General features: G+C 39.6%; 11 protein-coding genes. 10 read left to right on the forward strand and 1 reads right to left on the reverse strand.

The window, feature by feature from the left end; genetic code table 11:
• The first annotated feature begins 91 nt into the window (after window positions 1–91).
• From MSC25_RS01450 to MSC25_RS01490, 9 genes are all read left to right on the forward strand, one after another.
• A complete protein-coding gene (locus tag MSC25_RS01450) occupies window positions 92–1087 on the forward strand; it encodes a YCF48-related protein (RefSeq protein WP_248442232.1) in 996 nt (331 codons plus the stop codon).
• Window positions 1087–3408: an MMPL family transporter gene (locus MSC25_RS01455; RefSeq protein WP_248442234.1), complete on the forward strand. Its 2322-nt coding sequence runs from the start codon at window positions 1087–1089 to the stop codon at window positions 3406–3408. Before MSC25_RS01450 ends, MSC25_RS01455 begins: the two co-directional genes overlap by 1 nt.
• A 213-nt stretch (window positions 3409–3621) precedes the next feature.
• A complete protein-coding gene (locus MSC25_RS01460; RefSeq protein ID WP_054982573.1) occupies window positions 3622–8463 on the forward strand; it encodes an NAD-glutamate dehydrogenase in 4842 nt (1613 codons plus the stop codon).
• Window positions 8464–8580: 117 nt separating this feature from the next.
• Window positions 8581–9591: a quinone-dependent dihydroorotate dehydrogenase gene (gene pyrD, locus MSC25_RS01465; protein ID WP_248442237.1), complete on the forward strand. Its 1011-nt coding sequence runs from the start codon at window positions 8581–8583 to the stop codon at window positions 9589–9591.
• A gap of 130 nt (window positions 9592–9721) precedes the next feature.
• Complete coding sequence (locus tag MSC25_RS01470) at window positions 9722–10252, forward strand: cell division protein ZapC (RefSeq protein WP_024033533.1); 531 nt, start codon at window positions 9722–9724, stop codon at window positions 10250–10252.
• Window positions 10253–10341: 89 nt separating this feature from the next.
• A complete protein-coding gene (gene rlmKL, locus MSC25_RS01475) occupies window positions 10342–12459 on the forward strand; it encodes a bifunctional 23S rRNA (guanine(2069)-N(7))-methyltransferase RlmK/23S rRNA (guanine(2445)-N(2))-methyltransferase RlmL (protein ID WP_248442240.1) in 2118 nt (705 codons plus the stop codon).
• Complete coding sequence (locus MSC25_RS01480) at window positions 12452–12688, forward strand: glutaredoxin family protein (protein WP_004586699.1); 237 nt, start codon at window positions 12452–12454, stop codon at window positions 12686–12688. The genes rlmKL and MSC25_RS01480 overlap by 8 nt, the downstream gene beginning before the upstream one ends.
• Window positions 12689–12701: 13 nt before the next feature.
• Window positions 12702–14612, forward strand: a complete 1911-nt coding sequence (locus MSC25_RS01485) for an ABC transporter ATP-binding protein (RefSeq protein WP_248442242.1) — start codon at window positions 12702–12704, stop codon at window positions 14610–14612.
• Window positions 14613–14623: 11 nt separating this feature from the next.
• Window positions 14624–16360 carry a DUF3466 family protein gene (locus tag MSC25_RS01490; RefSeq protein ID WP_248442244.1) on the forward strand — a complete coding sequence of 579 codons (1737 nt, stop codon included), beginning with the start codon at window positions 14624–14626 and terminating at the stop codon, window positions 16358–16360.
• A gap of 136 nt (window positions 16361–16496) precedes the next feature.
• Here the strand turns inward: MSC25_RS01490 and MSC25_RS01495 are convergent, their stop codons facing one another.
• Window positions 16497–17009, reverse strand: coding sequence for a DUF2062 domain-containing protein (locus MSC25_RS01495; RefSeq protein WP_024033538.1), 513 nt, complete (start codon window positions 17007–17009; stop codon window positions 16497–16499).
• On the opposite strand from MSC25_RS01495, the gene MSC25_RS01500 reads away from it, so the two are divergent.
• Window positions 16989–19253 (forward strand): DNA internalization-related competence protein ComEC/Rec2, encoded by a 2265-nt coding sequence (locus tag MSC25_RS01500; protein WP_248442246.1) that lies wholly within the window; start codon window positions 16989–16991, stop codon window positions 19251–19253. The two genes, MSC25_RS01495 and MSC25_RS01500, sit on opposite strands and share 21 nt — an antisense overlap.
• Window positions 19254–19299 lie beyond the last annotated feature (46 nt).

Consider the following 19299-nt stretch of genomic DNA (forward strand, 5'->3'; position numbering starts at 1 on the left):
TTTTCTTTCTCATCGCGTTTGTCTATACGACACGCAGGATTTTCCTCAGCAAACAGACAAACAATTCTTCAGTTCAAGGCGATTAAAATTTATGAAGTATTTGGTATATGCCAGCCTGATCATAAGCGGTGCGAGTATTGCACAAGATGCACCTCAGTATGCTATTAGCGCAATCAACGCAAATAAAACCCTACTAACTGATATTACTAATACAGGTGCTGCTTTAGTGGCTGTAGGTAAGCACGGTACGGTAATAACAAGCAAAAACGCTGAGCAATGGCAGCAAGCGCAAAGCGTCCCTACACAGGTATTGTTAACGGCTGTCGATTTTTCTAATGAAACCCACGGGTGGGCGTGCGGGCACGATGCCACAATAATTAATACCACCGATGGTGGTTTAAATTGGCAATTACAACAAGCAAAGCCAGAGCTTGATAAGCCGTGTTTAGATATTTACTTTGAAGATGACTCAAATGGTTTTGCTGTTGGCGCTTATGGCATGTTTTATCAAACCAGTGATGGCGGCAAGCACTGGCATAAACGCTTTTTAGACTCTTTACTGTTTAGTGAAGATAGAGAGTATTTGAATGATTTAAAAGAAAATGATCCTCAAGGCTACGAAGCTGAAACAACATCTATACTGCCTCATTTTAACCGTATTGAAAAAACAGACAGTGGTTTGATGTTAGTCGGTGAAATGGGGTTAATGGCCAAAAGCAGTGATAATGGTCAAACATGGCAACGCCTTGATGAAATTTACCCGGGTTCTTTTTTTGCGGTAGCATCAGATCCGCAGCAAGAGATTGTGGCAGGGCTCAGAGGAAATGTATTTGCTAAAAATAAAAATGAACAACAATGGCAGCATTTTGAAAATGTTAAAACGGCCACGGTTAATAACATCATAAATTATAATAATGAGCATTGGTTACTGCTGGCAAATAGTGGTGTGATCTTTCATTTAAAAGACGGCTTACTTACACATGAACAACGCCCCGATGGTAAAGCTATTCTTGATGGCGTAATAATTAATAATAAATTAGTCATGGCAACAGAAGATGGCATTAAAGTGAAGGAGTTAAACCCTTAATGCATACGTTTTTAGATTTTTTAGAAAAGGCGGTGTTTAGACACCGTACTATCATGTTGATCGCTTTTGCGCTAATCACATGTTTTTTAGGCTATAAAGCCACTCATATTGAATTAGACGCCTCGTTTAACAAAAATATTCCGCTAAATCACGAATACATGAAAGTGTATACCAAACACGAAAAACAATTTGGTGGCGCAAATAGCATTTTAATTTCGGTGTGTGATGACAGTGGTAACATTTTTAACCCCGAATTTTTCACCCAATTAAAAGCAGTACACGATCAACTGTATTTTATTCCCGGTGTAAACCGCCCATTAGTTAACTCTATTTTTGCGCCCAGTGCGCGCTTTGTCGAAGTGGTTGAAGATGGTTTTGCTGGCGGCCCAATTATTCCTGCAAACTTTAAAGCTGACCAAAAAGGTTTAGCGGTAGTTAAAGAAAACATTGAAAAAGCAAAAGTAGTAGGGCGAATGATTGCCAGCGATTATTCATGTGCCATGGTGACCGCGCAGCTACTAGAAACCGACCCGCAAACTCAGCAAAAGCTAGATACACTCGCATTTGCAGATAAGTTAGAAACGCAAGTAAGAGAGCCTTTAAGTACAGATAAAGTCAGTATTCATATTATTGGATTTGCCAAAATGGCCGGCGATATCGCTCAAGGGGCAAAAGGCGTTGTGCTATTTTTTGCTATTGCCATTTGTTTTACCTTTATTATGGTATGGCTATTTTGTGGCAGTTTAAAGCTCACCATTTTACCTATAGCGTGTTCAATTATTGCCGTAATCTGGCAAATGGGTTTATTGTCTAGTTTAGGTTTTGGTCTCGACCCTATGTCTATATTGGTGCCGTTTTTAGTATTTGCGATTGGTGTAAGCCACGGCGTGCAGATGATCAACGCCATTGGTAAAAAAGTAGGTGAGGGAAAAAGTACCCGCATTTGTTGTCAATCAAGCTTTAGAGCATTACTTGTACCTGGTGGTATTGCGCTGCTTTCAGACACGGTGGGCTTTTTAACCCTGCTGACTATTGATATAGGTATTATTCGTGAACTTGCAATCACAGCAAGTTTAGGTGTTGCTGTTATTATATTTACTAATTTAATTTTATTGCCAGTGTGGGCCTCGTATATGAATTTTGCCAACACTGTGCATATTCAATCAGGCGATGCGCAAAAGCCAAATATGCTAGATGCGATACGCGATTTATTGGTAAAAGCCACAGACCCTAAAACCGCAAAAATGATTATTGGTTTTACGCTGGTGTTATTTGCATTAGGTTACTGGCAAGCAGATAAAATGCGAATTGGTGATTTACATGCAGGTGCGCCTTCGCTGCATCAAGATGCTCGCTACAATCAAGATACTTTTTTAATATCGGACAAATACACTATTTCGTCGGATATTTTAAAAGTGATTGTTGAGGCTTATCCTGCGGCGTGTACAGAGCACGATGTGATGGCGCGCATTAGCCGTTTTCAGTACAAGGTAGAAAACGTGCCAGGGGTACAATCGGCGGTTAGTTTAAGCTCTGTGGCGCAGTCGGTTAACGCAGGTTACAACGAAGGTAACTTAAAATGGCAAAGCTTACCGCGTAATTCAGCCAGCTTAGTGCAATCAACAGCCCGTGTAGAAACAAGCACAGGGTTACTCAATGGTGATTGCTCAGTCATGCCGGTGATTATATTTTTAGATGATCACAAAGCAAATACAATCGATACCGTTATTCAACGTGTTAAGCAATTTGCACAAGAAGAAGGCACAGACAAGTTAGCCTTTAAGTTAGCGTCTGGGCCTGTAGGGGTGATGGCGGCAACAAACGAGTCTGTGTCTGCGGCGCAAATTCCGATGATGCTTTACGTTTACGGCGCAGTTATTATTTTGTGTTTGTTAAGCTTTAAGAGCGTAAAAGCGACAATTGCAGTGGTATTACCTCTGTATATTGTATCAACTCTTGCACAAGCACTTATGGTGCAATTAGAAATTGGCTTAACGGTATCTACTTTACCTGTTATAGCCTTAGGTGTAGGTATTGGTGTGGATTACGGTATTTATATACTTTCTTCGATGATGGGCCAACTTAAGCAAAACGTACCGCTGAGCGTGGCGTACCGTAATGCACTTGTTGAGCGTGGCAGTGCTGTATTGTTTACCGGTATTACCCTTGCGATAGGTGTTAGTACGTGGATATTCTCTGATCTTAAGTTTCAAGTAGATATGGGAATACTGCTTACCTTCATGTTTTTAGTAAATATGTTAGGTGCGGTACTGCTATTACCCGCAATTGGTAGTCTGCTGTGGACCGACCAGAAAAAATAAAGTGAATAATTGTGCTCCTAAATGACCTGTAATGGTCATTTATATCTATATTTTGTGAATAGATGACCAAATAGCTGAAATGCTTAAAATGTTTTCATCGAAAAGGCTGTTTATTAGCGCTAAAAGGGTTAGAATTTAACTGACTCCACGCTAATAAATGGCTGTACAAATATTCTGCTTAACTAAAAGCAGTAATAGATTAAGGAACATACAATGACACGAAATGAAGGCCAAGCCTCGGTTATCCTAGATAATGTCTGTAAGCTTATCCAGAAAAAAGTTCACGCTGATAATGTGTTACTCGTTGAGAAATTCGCCAAAGCCTTGTACAGCAATATGTCTAAAGAGGATTTGGCAAATCGCAATGATAGTGACCTATACGGTGCTGCACTCAGCCTTTGGAATGCACTAGAAAAAAACACCACGGACGACGCAGTAATTCGCGTTTTCAACCCTGAAGTAGCAAAAGATGGCTGGCAGTCATCACATACAATTGTAGAAATTATTGCTAAAGATATGCCATTTTTAGTCGATTCTGTTCGTATGGCTATGACCCGTGAAAATATAGCTTCTCACTTATTACTTCACTGCCCACTAAAAATTCAGCGTGACGATAACGCTAAAATTTCTGGTTTATCAAATTTAAAAGCAGAGCAAGAATCAACCTCTACTAAAACAGTGTTTTTTATTGAGATTGACCGCCAAACCGATGCATCTGTTATTGCTTCTTTCAAAAAAGAGCTCGAATCAGTATTGGTTGATGTTTCTATTGCGGTAGATGATTGGCAGCCAATTCGCGAAAAATTAGTCTCTGTTACTAAAGAAGTACCAAAACGTAAGCACAATAAAAACAAAAACGAAGTATCTGAAGCCGTAGAGTTTTTAGATTGGCTGGCTAAAGATAACTTTACTTTAATGGGCTATCGCGAGTACGAGCTTACCCCTGTACAAGGTGATTACCAGTTAAAAGGTAAAATGGACACCAGTCTCGGCCTGATGAAAAATTCAACCGATGAGCACACACGTTTATTATCTGAATTACCAGAATTTGCTCGCCAAGAAGCCCTCAGCAGTAACTTATTAGTATTAACAAAAACAAACTCTGTATCGCGCGTTCATCGCCCAGCCTACATAGATTACGTTGGTATTAAACGCTTTGATGATGAAGGCAATGTGGTTGGTGAAGACCGTTTTATCGGCCTATTTTCATCAAGCTTTTACAACAACAGCGCAGCAGATGTGCCTGTTCTAAAAACTAAAATTAACCGCATCATGGATATGTGTGACTTTGCAAAAGGCACCCATGCATACAAAGCGGTACTTAATATTTTAGAAACGTACCCACGTGATGAATTAGTTCAAGCTCGCGAGAGCGAGTTACTCGAAGTAGCAATGGGTGTTTTACAAATTCAAGAGCGTGACATGTGTCGCTTGTTTGTTCGTAAAGACGCCTACGGACGTTTCTTCTCTTGTATGGTGTACGTTCCGCGTGAGCGATATAACACAGCGCTGCGCCGAGAAACACAAGACATTTTAGCTAACGCCTTTAATTCTGACGAAAAAGTCGAATTTACTACCTATTTCTCTGAGTCAACACTGGCGCGTACGCATTACACCGTTCGTGTGACCGATAACAATATCGAATATAACGTGAAAGACATCGAAAACAACCTAGTAGAAGCTGCTCGTACATGGGAAGATAAATTACAATCTGCACTGTTAGAGTCAGCAGGGGAAGCCCGCGGTAATGAGCTAAATCGTAAATATTGCAACGCGTTTGCACGCTCTTACAAAGATGAAGTACTACCGAGTGCTGCGGTTGTAGATATTGAAAAACTAGAATTGTTAAACGACGAGAACAAGCTAGAAATGCTGTTCTACCGTCCGCAAGAAGAAGCTAACAGCAATATTGTACGCCTAAGCTTGTTCCATAAAGATGAGCCAATTCACTTATCTGATGTTATGCCAATGCTAGAAAACTTTGGTTTACGCGTTGTAGGTGAAACGCCATATTCTGTTAAAACAAGTGATGGTCGTATCAATTGGATCATGGACTTCTCTATGCTGATTGACAGCAAAGGAATGGCCGACTTTGATAAGATTTCTGCTCGTTTTCGCGCTGCATTAACTAATGTATGGGGCAACCGCCTTGAAAACGACGGCTTTAACCGCTTAGTATTAATGGGTGGTTTAACAGGTCGTGAAGCCTCTATATTACGTGCCTATGCAAAATATATGCGCCAAATTGGGGTTACCTTCTCGCAGACCTACATTGAGAGCACGTTTGCAAACTACCCGCATATTGCTGCGCAAATAGTTAACTTATTTGCTAAAAAATTCTCAGTAAAAAGCCCTGCAAGCCCTAAAACACTTGAGAAATTAAGTGCACAAATTTACTTAGAGCTTGAAAACGTAGCGAACCTTGATGATGACCGTATTATACGTTTATACGTAGATATGATTGTCGCAACACTGCGTACTAACTACTTCCAAAAAGATGAAACAGGTCAGTTTAAATCTTACGTGTCGTTTAAAGTACAGCCTAGCTTAATTCCTGATATGCCGCTTCCGCTGCCAGCATTTGAGATTTTTGTATACTCTCCGCGTGTAGAAGGTGTGCATTTACGCGGTGGTAAAGTTGCTCGTGGTGGCCTTCGTTGGTCAGACCGTCGTGAAGATTTCCGTACTGAGGTACTGGGCTTAGTAAAAGCACAACAAGTTAAAAACACCGTAATTGTTCCGGTAGGTTCTAAAGGTGGTTTTGTATGTAAGCAGCTACCGAGTGAACGCGAAGCCTTTATTAAAGAAGGTCAAGAGTGTTACAAGATTTTCATTCGTGGTTTATTAGACATTACCGATAACATTGAGCGTGGTGAAATTGTACCGCCAGCTAATGTAACGCGTCACGATGAAGACGACCCATACTTAGTAGTTGCAGCAGATAAAGGTACAGCTACCTTCTCTGATATTGCTAACGGTATTGCTAACGAATACAACTTCTGGCTAGGTGATGCGTTTGCATCAGGTGGTTCAGTAGGCTATGACCATAAGAAAATGGGCATAACAGCAAAAGGTGCATGGGAGTCTGTTAAACGTCATTTCCGTGAAATGGATATTGACTGTCAAACTACCGACTTCACTGTGGTTGCTATTGGTGATATGGCCGGCGACGTATTTGGTAACGGCATGTTATTGTCTAAGCACATTCGCTTACAAGTCGCGTTTAACCATATGCACATATTTGTAGACCCTACACCAGATGCAGCGACCTCTTACCCAGAGCGTGAGCGCTTGTTTAACCTGCCTCGTTCATCATGGGAAGATTACAATAAAGATCTGATTTCAGCGGGTGGTGGGATTTTCTCGCGCGCAGCTAAATCGATTTCTTTAAGCCCAGAAATGAAAAAAATGCTTGGCACTAAAAAAGCAAGCATGACACCGAACGAGTTAATCAAAGCCTCATTAATGATGGAATTTGATTTACTGTGGAACGGTGGTATTGGTACTTATATTAAAAACAGCCACGAAACAGACGCTGATGTAGGGGATCGTGCAAACGATGCGCTGCGCATAAACGGTAAAGACCTTGGCGCTAAAATTTTAGGTGAGGGCGGTAACTTAGGTGCAACCCAATTAGGGCGTATCGAGTTTGCAGCCAAAGGCGGGCGTGTAAATACCGACTTTATTGATAACGTAGGCGGTGTTGCGTGTTCAGATAACGAAGTAAATATTAAAATTTTACTTAACGGCTTAGTTTCAGAAGGGGATTTAACACGTAAACAACGTGATGAGTTACTTTACTCTATGACCGACGAAGTGTCTGAGCTTGTACTTAAAGATTGTTACCGTCAAACACATACATTGTCGATTACACAGTCTAAAGGTGCATCAACACTTAAAGAGAAGATCCGCTTTATTCATGCCCTTGAAAAAGAAGGCAAGCTAAACCGTGCAATCGAGTTTTTACCAACTGATGAAGAGTTGGCAGAGCGCGCTGCAGCAGGTAAAGACCTAACACGTCCAGAGCTTTCAGTATTAGTTTCGTACGCTAAAATGGTGCTTAAAGAGTCTTTAGTAACAGATGAAATTACTGAAAACCCGTACTACCGTCAGCTACTAGTTAAGTCTTTCCCGCGTCCACTGCGTGAAAAATTTAACGACGCGATGGATAATCACCCACTGCGCAAAGAAATTATTGCAACAAAACTGGCGAACAATATCGTTAATGACATGGGCTTAAACTTCATGGTACGCATGAACGAAGAGACCGGTGCTAACGAAGCTGAAATCGCAATGTGCTACTCAATTGCGAGTGAGATTTTTGAAATGCGTGAAACCTGGTCATCAATCAGCGCGCTAGATAATAAAATCCCAGCAGCAGTTCAAACCGAAATGCTGTACCAATTACGTCGTACTGTTCGCCGTGCAACACGCTGGTTCTTACGTCATCGTAATAAAGCACAAACAATTGAACAAGCTATCGAGTTCTTTGCGCCAACGTTTAAAGATTTAAGCGAAAACTTAAATACGTACATGCAAGACAAAGAACACGAATGTTTGACTGGCAAAGCAAATGAGCTAGTTGAAAAAGGTGTACCTAAGCAAATTGCTAAGCGTATTATTGACCTTTCTAGCCTGTTCTCTGTAATGGATATTGCTGAAATAGCGCATAATTCAGGCCGCAGTGTGGCGATGGTATCTAATACCTACTTTAAACTTGGCTCGCGTATGGGCTTACACTGGTTCTTAGATCAAATTACTAACCAGCCTGTTTCTAACCATTGGCAAGCACTTGCCCGTGCGTCGTATCGTGAAGAGCTTGATTGGCAACAACGTACGCTTTCTCATGTTGTGCTAAACAGCTTTGAAGGTGACGAAAACGATGTTGATAATCAAATCGATCAGTGGATGGCCAGCCAAGATCTGCTGCTACAGCGTTGGAAGCAAATGTTAGCTGAATTTAAAACCTCGCAAAGTCACGACTTTGCTAAGTTCTCAGTTGCACTGCGCGAATTAATGTTGTTAAGCCATAACTGTGATACATCAGGAAAATAATTTAGCTTTAATTGGTTATTTATTCAGTAAATAATCAGTTAATTGTTAAAATTGTTATACAATACCTCAGCCTAGTCTGAGGTATTTTTTTGTCTGTAATTTAAAGAGGAACAATTCATGTTTTACGATTTAGCTCGCCGTTTTATGTTCACCCGAGATGCTGAATGGGCACATGAGTTTGCGCTTAATAATTTACGCCGTTTTGCACACACCCCTTTAAACGCAGCTTGGTCACAACATCTACAAAACAAACCAGTTAATTTTTTAGGCCTTGAGTTTAAAAACCCTGTGGGTTTGGCTGCAGGTTTAGATAAAAACGCTGAGTGTATTGATGCCTTTAGCCAAATGGGCTTTGGTTTTGTGGAAGTTGGCACGGTTACCCCGCGCCCGCAAGCAGGTAATGATAAGCCGCGCATTTTTAGATTACCGCAGTCAAATGCCATTATTAACCGAATGGGCTTTAATAATAAAGGGGTCGATAATTTAGTTAATAACGTAAAAAATGCCAAGTACACTGGTATTTTAGGTATTAATATTGGTAAAAATAAAGATACCCCGAATGAGCAAGGTAAAGACGATTACATTCATTGTATGCGTAAAGTGTTCGAGCATGCTTCGTATATTACGGTCAATATTTCATCTCCAAATACCCCAGGGCTGCGCGATTTACAATATGGTGCTGCGTTAGATGATTTACTGCAAAGTTTAAAGAATGAACAGCTTGATTTAATTGCCAAGCATAATAAGCAAGTACCTATGCTGGTTAAAATAGCGCCAGATCTTGATCAAATCCAAATTGAGCAGGTTAGCGAGTCACTATTAACTAATCAAATTGATGGCGTAATCGCAACAAATACTACGCTTGAACGTAGTGCAGTAATGGGTCAGCAATACGCCGATGAGGCGGGTGGTTTATCTGGCAGCCCAGTAAGAGAGCGTTCTACACACGTTGTTAGCGAACTTAAACGTTTAACACAAAGTAAATTACCAATTATTGGTGTAGGTGGTATTGATGATGCGCAATCTGCTCAAGAAAAGCTTAATGCAGGCGCAAATTTAGTGCAGGTTTATACTGGGTTCATCTACAAAGGGCCACAATTGGTAAAATCGATCGTTGATTCCTTATAAGGATCAGTTATGTAAGCTTTTGATCGTTCAATAAATGTTCTAAACAAATGTTTTAAAAATGGTCAAAAGCCGTTATAATCTAATATTAATGTCTTAATTAAAAATAAATTTTTAAACAAGGAGGAGGCAAATGTTACAAGCAACAAAACAATGGCAGTGGATTGCATGTGCAAATAAAAACCGCTTACTACTTGATTTAAATGACGATATGCAACTATGCACACCGTATAAATTAAGACAACTCACCGACTGTGTATTTGAAAACCCGCGTTTTAGCTTAGAAGATGCTGCTTTTTATGAACAGGTATATAACTACTTAGATGGTTTTGAGCTGTATAAGCCTGCACAAATTTGCCAAATTGCGCTCAATGCCACCGCTGTAAAATTTCATTTAAAACCGGTACTGGCTAAAAGTTGGTTTTTTGAAGAGTACACAGGCACCCAGCCAAGTACAGAAGCCATAGTTAAACTTACTTCAAAAGCACAAACCGGTGAGTTTTTAATTGTTGAACATTGCCCTGATGCTTCAATTTGCCTAAACCTTAACGAAACATTCAAACTTGATGATAATTTGTCTCTTGAACAGTTTGAAGTTATCCGCGTTTTAAACAATCGTGTTCACCCGCTATTACTTGAGCAATATCACACTAAATCAGCTTAGCAAATTTACAAATCGAGCTGCGTTTATCAAGTGTTTGTCAGCCAACCTATGTTATAATCCTGCGCAATTAGCTATTAAGGGTTATTACTTTGCAATTTATCGCACTTACTTCTATCGGAATCGAAAATTTACTTGTTGATGAACTAACAGAATTAGGCGCCGTCGTGTCTAAACAAACTGTGGGTTCTGTTCGCTTTGAGGCAGATTCAACATTGGCGCAAAAGGTTTGTCTATCAACTCGTTATGCAACACGTGTGCTGATGCTTATTGAAGAAAAAGAAGGCGTTAATGATAAAGATAGCCTGTATAAATTTGCTCGTTTTCAGCCATGGCAAGAATGGTTTGGCCCTGCCCAAACATTTGCCGTTGATTTTAATGGTACCAACGACTCTTTAAAAAATACCCAGTTTTCAGGCTTGGTAATTAAAGATGCGATTGTTGACTACTTTAACGATTTATACGAACAACGCCCAAATGTAGATAAGCAAGATGCCAATGTGCGTGTTGTGGCGCGTTTAAATCGCCATGGTGTGGCTTTGTATATTGATTACTCGGGTCCTCGTTTATCTGAGCGCGGTTATCGCCAAGGTCAAGGTAAAGCCCCAATTAAAGAGCACTTAGCGGCCGCGATTATTAAACGCAGTGGTTGGCTTGAAAATGTAAATCAACCTTTATTTGACCCATGTTGTGGTGCCGGCACTATTTTAATAGAAGCGGCGGGCATGGCGCGTAACGAAGCACCTGGTTTATTTAGAGAAGGGTTTGCTTTTGAGCGTTTACCTAGTTTTAGAGCGGCAAAATTTAAACAACTGCGTGAAGAATTAATTGCACAAATTACCGATCCTAAATTGTGGTTAATTGGCCACGATTACGATGCGCAAGTTCTTGATAAAGCCATTGCCAATGCTGAGCGTGCAGAGCTGGGTAATGTTATTAAGTTTAAGCAAAGTGATGCAACTAAGCTTACCTCTGTTGCTAAATTACCCGGGGTGGTTATTTCTAACTTACCGTACGGCGAACGTATTGGCTCTATGGCTGAGCTGGTAAATCTACACCGCAGCATGGGCGTGGGTTTTAAAAAGCACTTTAATCATTGGAAGCTTGCGTTACTAGGCATGGATGAAAGCCTATTTAAGCTGTTAAAACTGGTTAAACAAAAGCGTTATAAATTTAAAAACGGCCCATTAGATGTAGAGCTAAATTTATACCAGTTAGATGATAAACAGGTAAGCCTGACAAGCGATGACAAACCGGCTCTTAATTTTGAAGGCTCAATGTCGTTTGCTAATCGTTTGAAAAAGAACAAACAAGGCCTAAAAAATTGGCTTAAACAAAACGAAGTACAAGCTTATCGGGTATACGATGCTGATATTCCTGAATACAACGTAGCGGTTGATATTTACGGCGATTCTGCTGTCATTTTTGAATACGCAGCACCTAAAGAAATTGACGAAAAAACATCAGAAAAGCGTCTTCAAGATGTGATTAGCTTAACTGCACAGCAGCTAAACATAGCGCCTGAAAACATTGCCGTTAAAGTGCGTAAAAAACAAAAAGGGGAAGAGCAGTACACCCCAATGGCTAAACAAAACCGCACTATGGTGGTGGAAGAATTTGGCGCTAAGTTTAAAGTAAACTTGTTTGATTACCTCGATACAGGGCTGTTTTTAGATCATCGTTTAGCGCGTCGCTATATTCAGCAAAATGCAAAAGACAAACGCTTTTTAAACTTATTTGCCTACACAGGTACAGCCTCTGTGCACGCGGCATTAGGGGGTGCAAAAGCAATTACCACCGTTGATTTATCAAAAACCTACCTTAAGTGGGGCCAAGATAACTTTGCGTTAAATGATATTAGCAATACCCGCTACCGTTTTGAGCAAGCTGATTGTTTAAAATGGCTAGAATACGCACAAGGGCAATACGATTTAATCTTTTTAGACCCGCCTACTTTTTCTAATTCTAAACGAATGAAAGACGCGTTTGATGTGCAAACCGATCATATAAAATTACTTACTTGGGTTAAAAAAATCTTGAGTCCTTCGGGTACATTAATTTTTTCTAATAACAAACGTGGTTTTGTAATGGATGAAGTAGGTTTAATGGGCTTAGGGTTAAAAGCTGAAAATATTTCAGAAAAAACGTTATCACCTGATTTCAAACGTAATAAAAAAATACACAACAGTTGGTTAATTACCCATGGCTAATTATGTTTTATACCACACCGATGGCTGTCATTTATGTGAGCAAGCCGAGCAGGTTTTATTATCGGTTTTGGATAAAAATAGTGAGCTTAAATTAATTGATATACTCACTGATGAGCAGCTAATAGCGCGTTTTCAGTTAAGTATTCCCGTATTTGAGAGCAAAAGCGGCCACCATTTGTATTGGCCGTTTGATGCACAAACAGTGCATGAATTTTTAGCGCAAGAATAAAAGAGCAGTATTTATGGATTTAATTAGAATACAAAAAGCGCAGTTAGCTTATGGTACGCACCCATTACTTGATGATGCTGATGCAGTGATAGAAAGCGGTGAGCGCGTCTGTATTGTAGGGCGAAATGGGGCGGGTAAATCTACACTTTTAAAAGTACTAGATGGCCAAGTTATTTTAGATGATGGTGAAATTAACCAACTTGGCGGGATCAAAATATCTCGCTTAGAGCAAGATCCTCCTAAAGGAGCAAATGGCTCAGTATTCGACTATGTAGCACAGGGTATGCCTGATATTGCTAATTTGCTAATTGATTATCATCATGTAAGCACGCAGTTACAAACCGACTGCACCGACAAACTGCTAAATAAGCTTGAGCGTTTATCTAACGATTTAGAAGCGTGTGACGGTTGGCGTTTTGATTCGCGTATTCAATTAGTACTCACGCGTTTAGAGCTTAGCCCAGATGCTAAATTAGAATCGCTCTCAGGTGGTTGGTTGCGTAAAGTTGCCTTAGCACGTGCACTTGTGAGTGAGCCTGACTTATTGTTACTTGATGAGCCAACAAACCATTTAGACGTAGACAGTGTTAAATGGCTAGAGCAGTTTTTAAAAGAATTTAAAGGCGGTATTGTATTTATATCGCATGACCGTGCGTTTATCCGTGCTGTTGCAACGCGTATTTTAGATTTAGACCGCGGTAAACTTATCTCTTACCCTGGTGATTACGCGACCTACCTTGAACAAAAAGCGCATGACTTAAAAGTAGAAGAATCACAAAATGCACTTTTTGATAAGCGTTTAGCAGAGGAAGAAGCCTGGATACGCCAAGGTGTTAAAGCCCGTCGTACCCGCAACGAAGGCCGTGTACGTGAACTTAAACAGTTACGTGTTGAGCGCAAAGCCCGTGTAGAGCAAGTAGGTAAAACCGATTTTAATATTGAAACGGCTGATAGATCCGGCAAGCTAGTGTTTGAGGCAAAACACCTTAGTCATGCATTTAAAGATAAAGTGATTGCTAATGATTTTTCTACCCTTGTTATGCGCGGTGACCGCATTGGCTTAGTAGGCCCAAATGGTATTGGTAAAACTACCTTACTTAAACTGCTGTTTGGTGATTTAGAAGCCGATAGCGGCCATGTTAAACAAGGCGTTAATTTAGAATTTGCTTACTTTGACCAATATAGGCAAAAGCTTGATGAAGAGGCCACTGTTCAAGATAACGTTGCCGAGGGTAAACAAGAGGTAATGATGGGCGGGCGTTCTCGTCATGTACTTGGTTACCTGCAAGACTTTTTGTTTCCACCGGCACGTGCGCGTACACCTGTAAAAGCACTCTCTGGTGGTGAGAAAAACAGGCTTTTACTTGCAAAACTATTTCTAAAACCCTCAAATATTTTAGTACTCGATGAGCCAACCAATGACTTGGATATTGAAACATTAGAGTTACTCGAAGAAATTATTAATCAGTATCAGGGTACTGTGCTTATAGTAAGCCATGACCGTGAATTTATTGATAATACGTGTAGTAGTGTATGGGCGTTTGAAGGTGATGGAAAAATAACTGATATGGTAGGGGGTTACACCGATTACCAAGCTTATTTAAGCTATTTAGCTGAGCAGGAAAAACAGCAACAAGCACCAAAAAAAGACGTTAAGCCTGCGCCTGTAGCCGCGGCAAAGCCTGAAAACAAAAGCACTAAGCTTTCTTACAAATTAAAACTTGAATTAGAGCAACTACCCAATAAAATGGAACAACTTGAAGCCGCTGTAGAAGCGCAGCAAGCTGTAGTGAGCGATCCTGACTTTTTCAAACAAGCTAGCGACGTAACCACTAATGCATTGAACCATTTAGCAAAACTTGAGTCTGACCTTGAAGCCGCGTTTGAGCGCTGGGAAGAACTTGAAGAATTACAGAATCAGTAGTAAGGATTAAAATGAAATATAAATTACTCGCTGCCAGTATTTTAGCGACATTGAGTACATCTGCATTAAGTGCAACCTATGAATTAACAGAACTAGGTACTCTTGACGGCGCTAAACATTCTTACGTGACTGACGTAAGCGAAAGCGGGCACATTATTGGTACTGCCAACGGATTGTATAATTTACCAATCGATATTAGCTATATCGACTTTACCGAAAGCGTTATTGAAAATGCGTACGATAGTGAAGAGTACAACTTTGAGCTAAGTGATAAAGAAATTACTTTTACACTTGATGATATAGAAAATAACGATGCGGTTTTTAATAACGCCGATGCGCATTCATTTATGGTTAGCTTTTTAGCTGGCAGACCAACGGATTACGAGTACCAAAAGTTAAGCTCGGTAGTTGGTATTAAGTTTGACGATGGCATAGTGACTGAGCAAATACTGTTTGATGAAGAGTCGGTAGATTACGATGGGTTAACGCGTTCGGTTAGTAACTTTTATAATGCGGTAAGCGAAGATGGCGTGAGCGTTGGTTGGAGTGCAGCTCCATATGATAAAGTTTTATTTACGCCAGATGATGAAGATGAAGAAGAAACATGGTTTACCCATGACTTTATTGAGCGCGGAATAGTTATTTCTGAAGATGGAACGCAAAAGGTTGAGTTAGTTCCAGACTTTGACGATTACGGCGGTACTAGCCGAGCTAACGATATTGTTAAAACAAATGACGGGTACACTGTCGTTGGTTATGTTTCAACAGGTATTCCTGAAGACAGGCTTGATAATATTGAAGATAACTGTGATAACGAAGACGAGCCAACCAATACCTGTGTGGAATTATTAAATTCAAGTGTAACCACCGGCGTATTTGATGAGCGCGCGGTAAAATGGGAGCTTGATGAAGCATTTAATATCACTTCTACTGAAATACTAGGCCTTGCCTTAACGCCAGAAGAAGATGATGACTTTGCTTTTACAAGTACCGCTCTTGCACTAAATAATAATGGCACAGTGGTGGGCTCTTCAAATGCTCGTTACTATAAAAATGACGACACTATTTTAACAATGCCTGTTTATTTTAAAAATGGTGACGTGTTTAATTTTATAGACCAAGAAGATGATTGGCTTTCTGGTAAAGCGCTTGCTGTCAATGACAACGATGTAATTGTTGGTTATGCATCAAAGCGTATTGAAACCACGATCCGTGATCAGTTTTTCTATCATGATATAAGTACTGGCAATACCGTTTTCCCTACCGGTTACTTTAATAGCTCAAGCGCTTATGGTAATGATATTAATAACCAAGGTTATGTTGTTGGTGAAGGCGAGGTGGGTACATCTGAAAACAGCCGTCGTAAAGAAGCGTTTATATATAAAATTGGTGACGATAAAATTACCAACTTAAACGATTTACTACCTTGTTACGAAACAGATGGTGAAACAGACTACGCCTACACAATGGCTGAAGCGAAAGTCATTAATGAAGACAATGAGATTTTTGGTGTAGCTACCAAAACCGTTGAAAAGCGCGATACCTTTGGTAATGTAGAAACCGATATTGAAGGTAATGTTGAGTACGAGAGTGTTGCTGTTGCAGTAAAACTGACACCTATTGATGGTGAAGTAGAAGACTGTACACCTATAGAAGAAGAGCTTTATGAAAGAAGCTCAGCAAGCTTCCCTTGGTACACACTGTTATTATTGCCGCTAGTGGGCTTACGCAGAGTATTTAGATTTTAAGCTTTTTGCTTTTCATAAAAAACCAACTTATAAAAGTTGGTTTTTTTTCGTCTATAATAAAGTGCTTGGCGTTAATTAGTTATCTCAATTTGCTTCATTAAGTCATTCTATTTGAGTACTTTAATCGTTGGCTTTATTACGTATTAGTATTTCGTGCTAACCAGGCTTTGCGCACAGAGCGTCGCCAAATAATATCAATACCTAAATAAGCAATAATAGCGGCAACAGAAGCGCACACCAGTGAGCCAATTAAAAATGCAGGACCGATGGTAGAAAGGCTTTCTAAGAACCATGCCCAACTGGCTTCAAATGCAAAATGCTGCTCTGGTTGATTTAAAACAAGCGTACCTACAAGGTATGAGCCGTAAAATATTGGCGGCATAGTCAATGGGTTGGTAAGCCACACCAATGCCACAGAAATAGGTAAGTTAACTCTAAATACAATAGCTGCCGCAGCGGCTAAAACCATTTGAAAAGGAACAGGGATGAACGCAAAAAATAAACCAACCGCAAATGCGCCCCTTGCCGAGCGTCTGTTTAAATGCCATAGGTTGGCGTCTTGTAATAGGCGGCCGAATATTCTAAGTGTTTTATGATGCCTAATTTTATTAGGATCAGGTAAAAATCGTTGGATCGTTTTCTTAGGCATTTCAAGCAACCATTTACTTCAGTGTGGATTAGTCTTGGATTTGTAATAGGTTGTATTTCAACCGTATTTTATTATCAAACCCATGAATTTACAGTCATCACAATATCTGTCCTTATTGCGAGCGCCTATTTTAAGCCGTTTTTGAATGTTTTGTTAGGGTTTATTTTAGCTATTTGCTGCATTGTTATGCACTTTTACCTGTTTTATAGCTATACATTGCCAAATGATGAAAATAACTATGCTTACCCTGCCACAATTCTCGTTGATGACGTTATCTCTGCAAAGCAACCACAGTATATAAAAGCAACGTTATTAAAGTTAAATGGGGATGAAATACACAAATTTAAAGCACCTAAAGCCATGTTAAGTGTCGATTCTGCACAGCTTATTAAGCAGGGCGATACTTTTGAGGCAACAATAGCGCTGAAAAAATTCAGAACAATTAAAAATATCGGTGTGTTTGATAATAATGTGCATGCCTTTAAACAACGCATATTATTTAAAGGCAAAGTACTTAATAAGCAATTGCGCATTACTAACGCGGTTTCACCTTCAATAATTTATAAATACAGGTCGTTTTTAAAACACACCTATCAAAACACAACGCTTAACTGGCTATATTATGCATTGCTTAGTGGTGATAAATCACTGATGTCGTTTGAAAATAAACAAACAATGCAAAGTTTAGGGCTCAGCCATTTATTAGCCATTTCAGGGTTGCACATAGGGCTTATATTCAGCTGTTTTTATTTACTGAGTAAGTACACAGCATACATTTTGAAAATTAATGTATTGCAGTCTATTAATTTAACTATTATTTATTGTTTTATCGGATGGTTAGCGGCATTTATATATGTTTATTTAAGTGAATTTTTACTCTCAGCGACTCGCGCATTTATTATGTTAAGTTGCGTATTAGGTCTTTACTTTATTGCCAAACAGCCACTGCGCTGGCGAAGCATTCTATATGCTTTAGTCGCTGTATTACTCATCAATCCTTTTAATGTTTTAAACCCAGGTTTATATTTTTCTTTTATTGCGGTTGCAATTATTTTCCTTGTTATAAAGCACCTTCCTAAAACTAAATATAATTGGCTTAGCGTGTTTATAGCGCTGTGTATTATTCAGCTTGCTTTATTTATTGGGCTTTTGCCTATTACCCTTATTTATTTTAATGGGGTAAGTATTGCTGGGTTGGTTATTAATTTATTGGCAATTCCATTATTAAGCGTGGTGATCATGCCGCTTTTGCTGCTATTTACGATAATAAGTGCTGTGGTAGATATAACGCCCATCATTTTATTATTCGATAGTGTACTTATAACATTGTTTAAGTATATGGAAGCAATCCCTTGGCATTACAGATGGTTAGATATAGCTAAACCGCGTACATTGTACTTAGTTGCAGCTTATCTATGCATACTATTCGCTTGGTTTAGCCCCTTTAAACGTTTAGCACTCATTCCTCTATGCGTTACATTAATAGATTATCTGTATTTACCAAAACCTCTTTGGCAATTGCATGTGTTTGATGTTGGGCACGGATTAATGACGTTACTCGAAAAAGACAATCAAGCGCTGGTTTACGATTTTGGCCCGAGTTATTTTAACCGTTTTAGCCGTACATACAGTGTGTTAATTCCTTATTTGAAAACACATAACTTAACGGTCAGTGATGCAATAATAAGCCATCAAGACAACGACCATGCAGGGGGCGCAGCACATTTTATTAATGCAGGATTTGGTGAAAGCTTTAAGCGTTTTCACCCACACGGCACAACCACACAGTGTATGTCTTTAGATTATAACTTTAATGGATTGCGCATTAGCAGCTTTGCTGATAGCACATTTAATAACGAAAATGATAATTCGTGTGTGCTTTTAATCAAATCACCCCAACTTACTATGTTATTAACGGGTGATATTTCTAAAGCACGTGAGCTGAGCCTTATTAAAACTCACTCGTTACAAGCCGATGTGATTTTAAGCCCTCATCATGGCAGCGATACGTCTTCAAGCACGGAATTTATCAACCATGTAAATCCACATACGGTTATTCACTCAACAGCATTTCAAGGCCAATGGCAATTTCCCAGTGAAAAAGTGGTTTCGCGCTACAAAGCAATAAATGCTAAACAGTATGTTACGGCACGTGATGGGCAAATTACGGTAAGTATTTATCAAGATAGCTTTAAAGTGACAACGGCGCGCAAACACGAAAGTTATTGGTTTATAGAAGATTGACGTTTAGTTTTAACGGTTTGAAGGATACAATAAGGGCTGTAATTGT

The sequence above is a fragment of the Pseudoalteromonas sp. 1CM17D genome (genome assembly GCF_023161805.1).
Classification (GTDB): Bacteria; Pseudomonadota; Gammaproteobacteria; order Enterobacterales; family Alteromonadaceae; genus Pseudoalteromonas; species Pseudoalteromonas atlantica.

Bases quoted from the DNA above. Each gene is read 5' to 3' on its own strand.
- MSC25_RS01450 (WP_248442232.1), top strand. From the start codon at position 92: ATGAAGTATTTGGTATATGCCAGCCTGATCATAAGCGGTGCGAGTATT.
- MSC25_RS01455 (WP_248442234.1), top strand. From the start codon at position 1,087: ATGCATACGTTTTTAGATTTTTTAGAAAAGGCGGTGTTTAGACACCGT.
- MSC25_RS01460 (WP_054982573.1), top strand. From the start codon at position 3,622: ATGACACGAAATGAAGGCCAAGCCTCGGTTATCCTAGATAATGTCTGT.
- pyrD (WP_248442237.1), top strand. From the start codon at position 8,581: ATGTTTTACGATTTAGCTCGCCGTTTTATGTTCACCCGAGATGCTGAA.
- MSC25_RS01470 (WP_024033533.1), top strand. From the start codon at position 9,722: ATGTTACAAGCAACAAAACAATGGCAGTGGATTGCATGTGCAAATAAA.
- MSC25_RS01480 (WP_004586699.1), top strand. From the start codon at position 12,452: ATGGCTAATTATGTTTTATACCACACCGATGGCTGTCATTTATGTGAG.
- MSC25_RS01485 (WP_248442242.1), top strand. From the start codon at position 12,702: ATGGATTTAATTAGAATACAAAAAGCGCAGTTAGCTTATGGTACGCAC.
- MSC25_RS01490 (WP_248442244.1), top strand. From the start codon at position 14,624: ATGAAATATAAATTACTCGCTGCCAGTATTTTAGCGACATTGAGTACA.
- MSC25_RS01495 (WP_024033538.1), bottom strand. From the start codon at position 17,009: ATGCCTAAGAAAACGATCCAACGATTTTTACCTGATCCTAATAAAATT.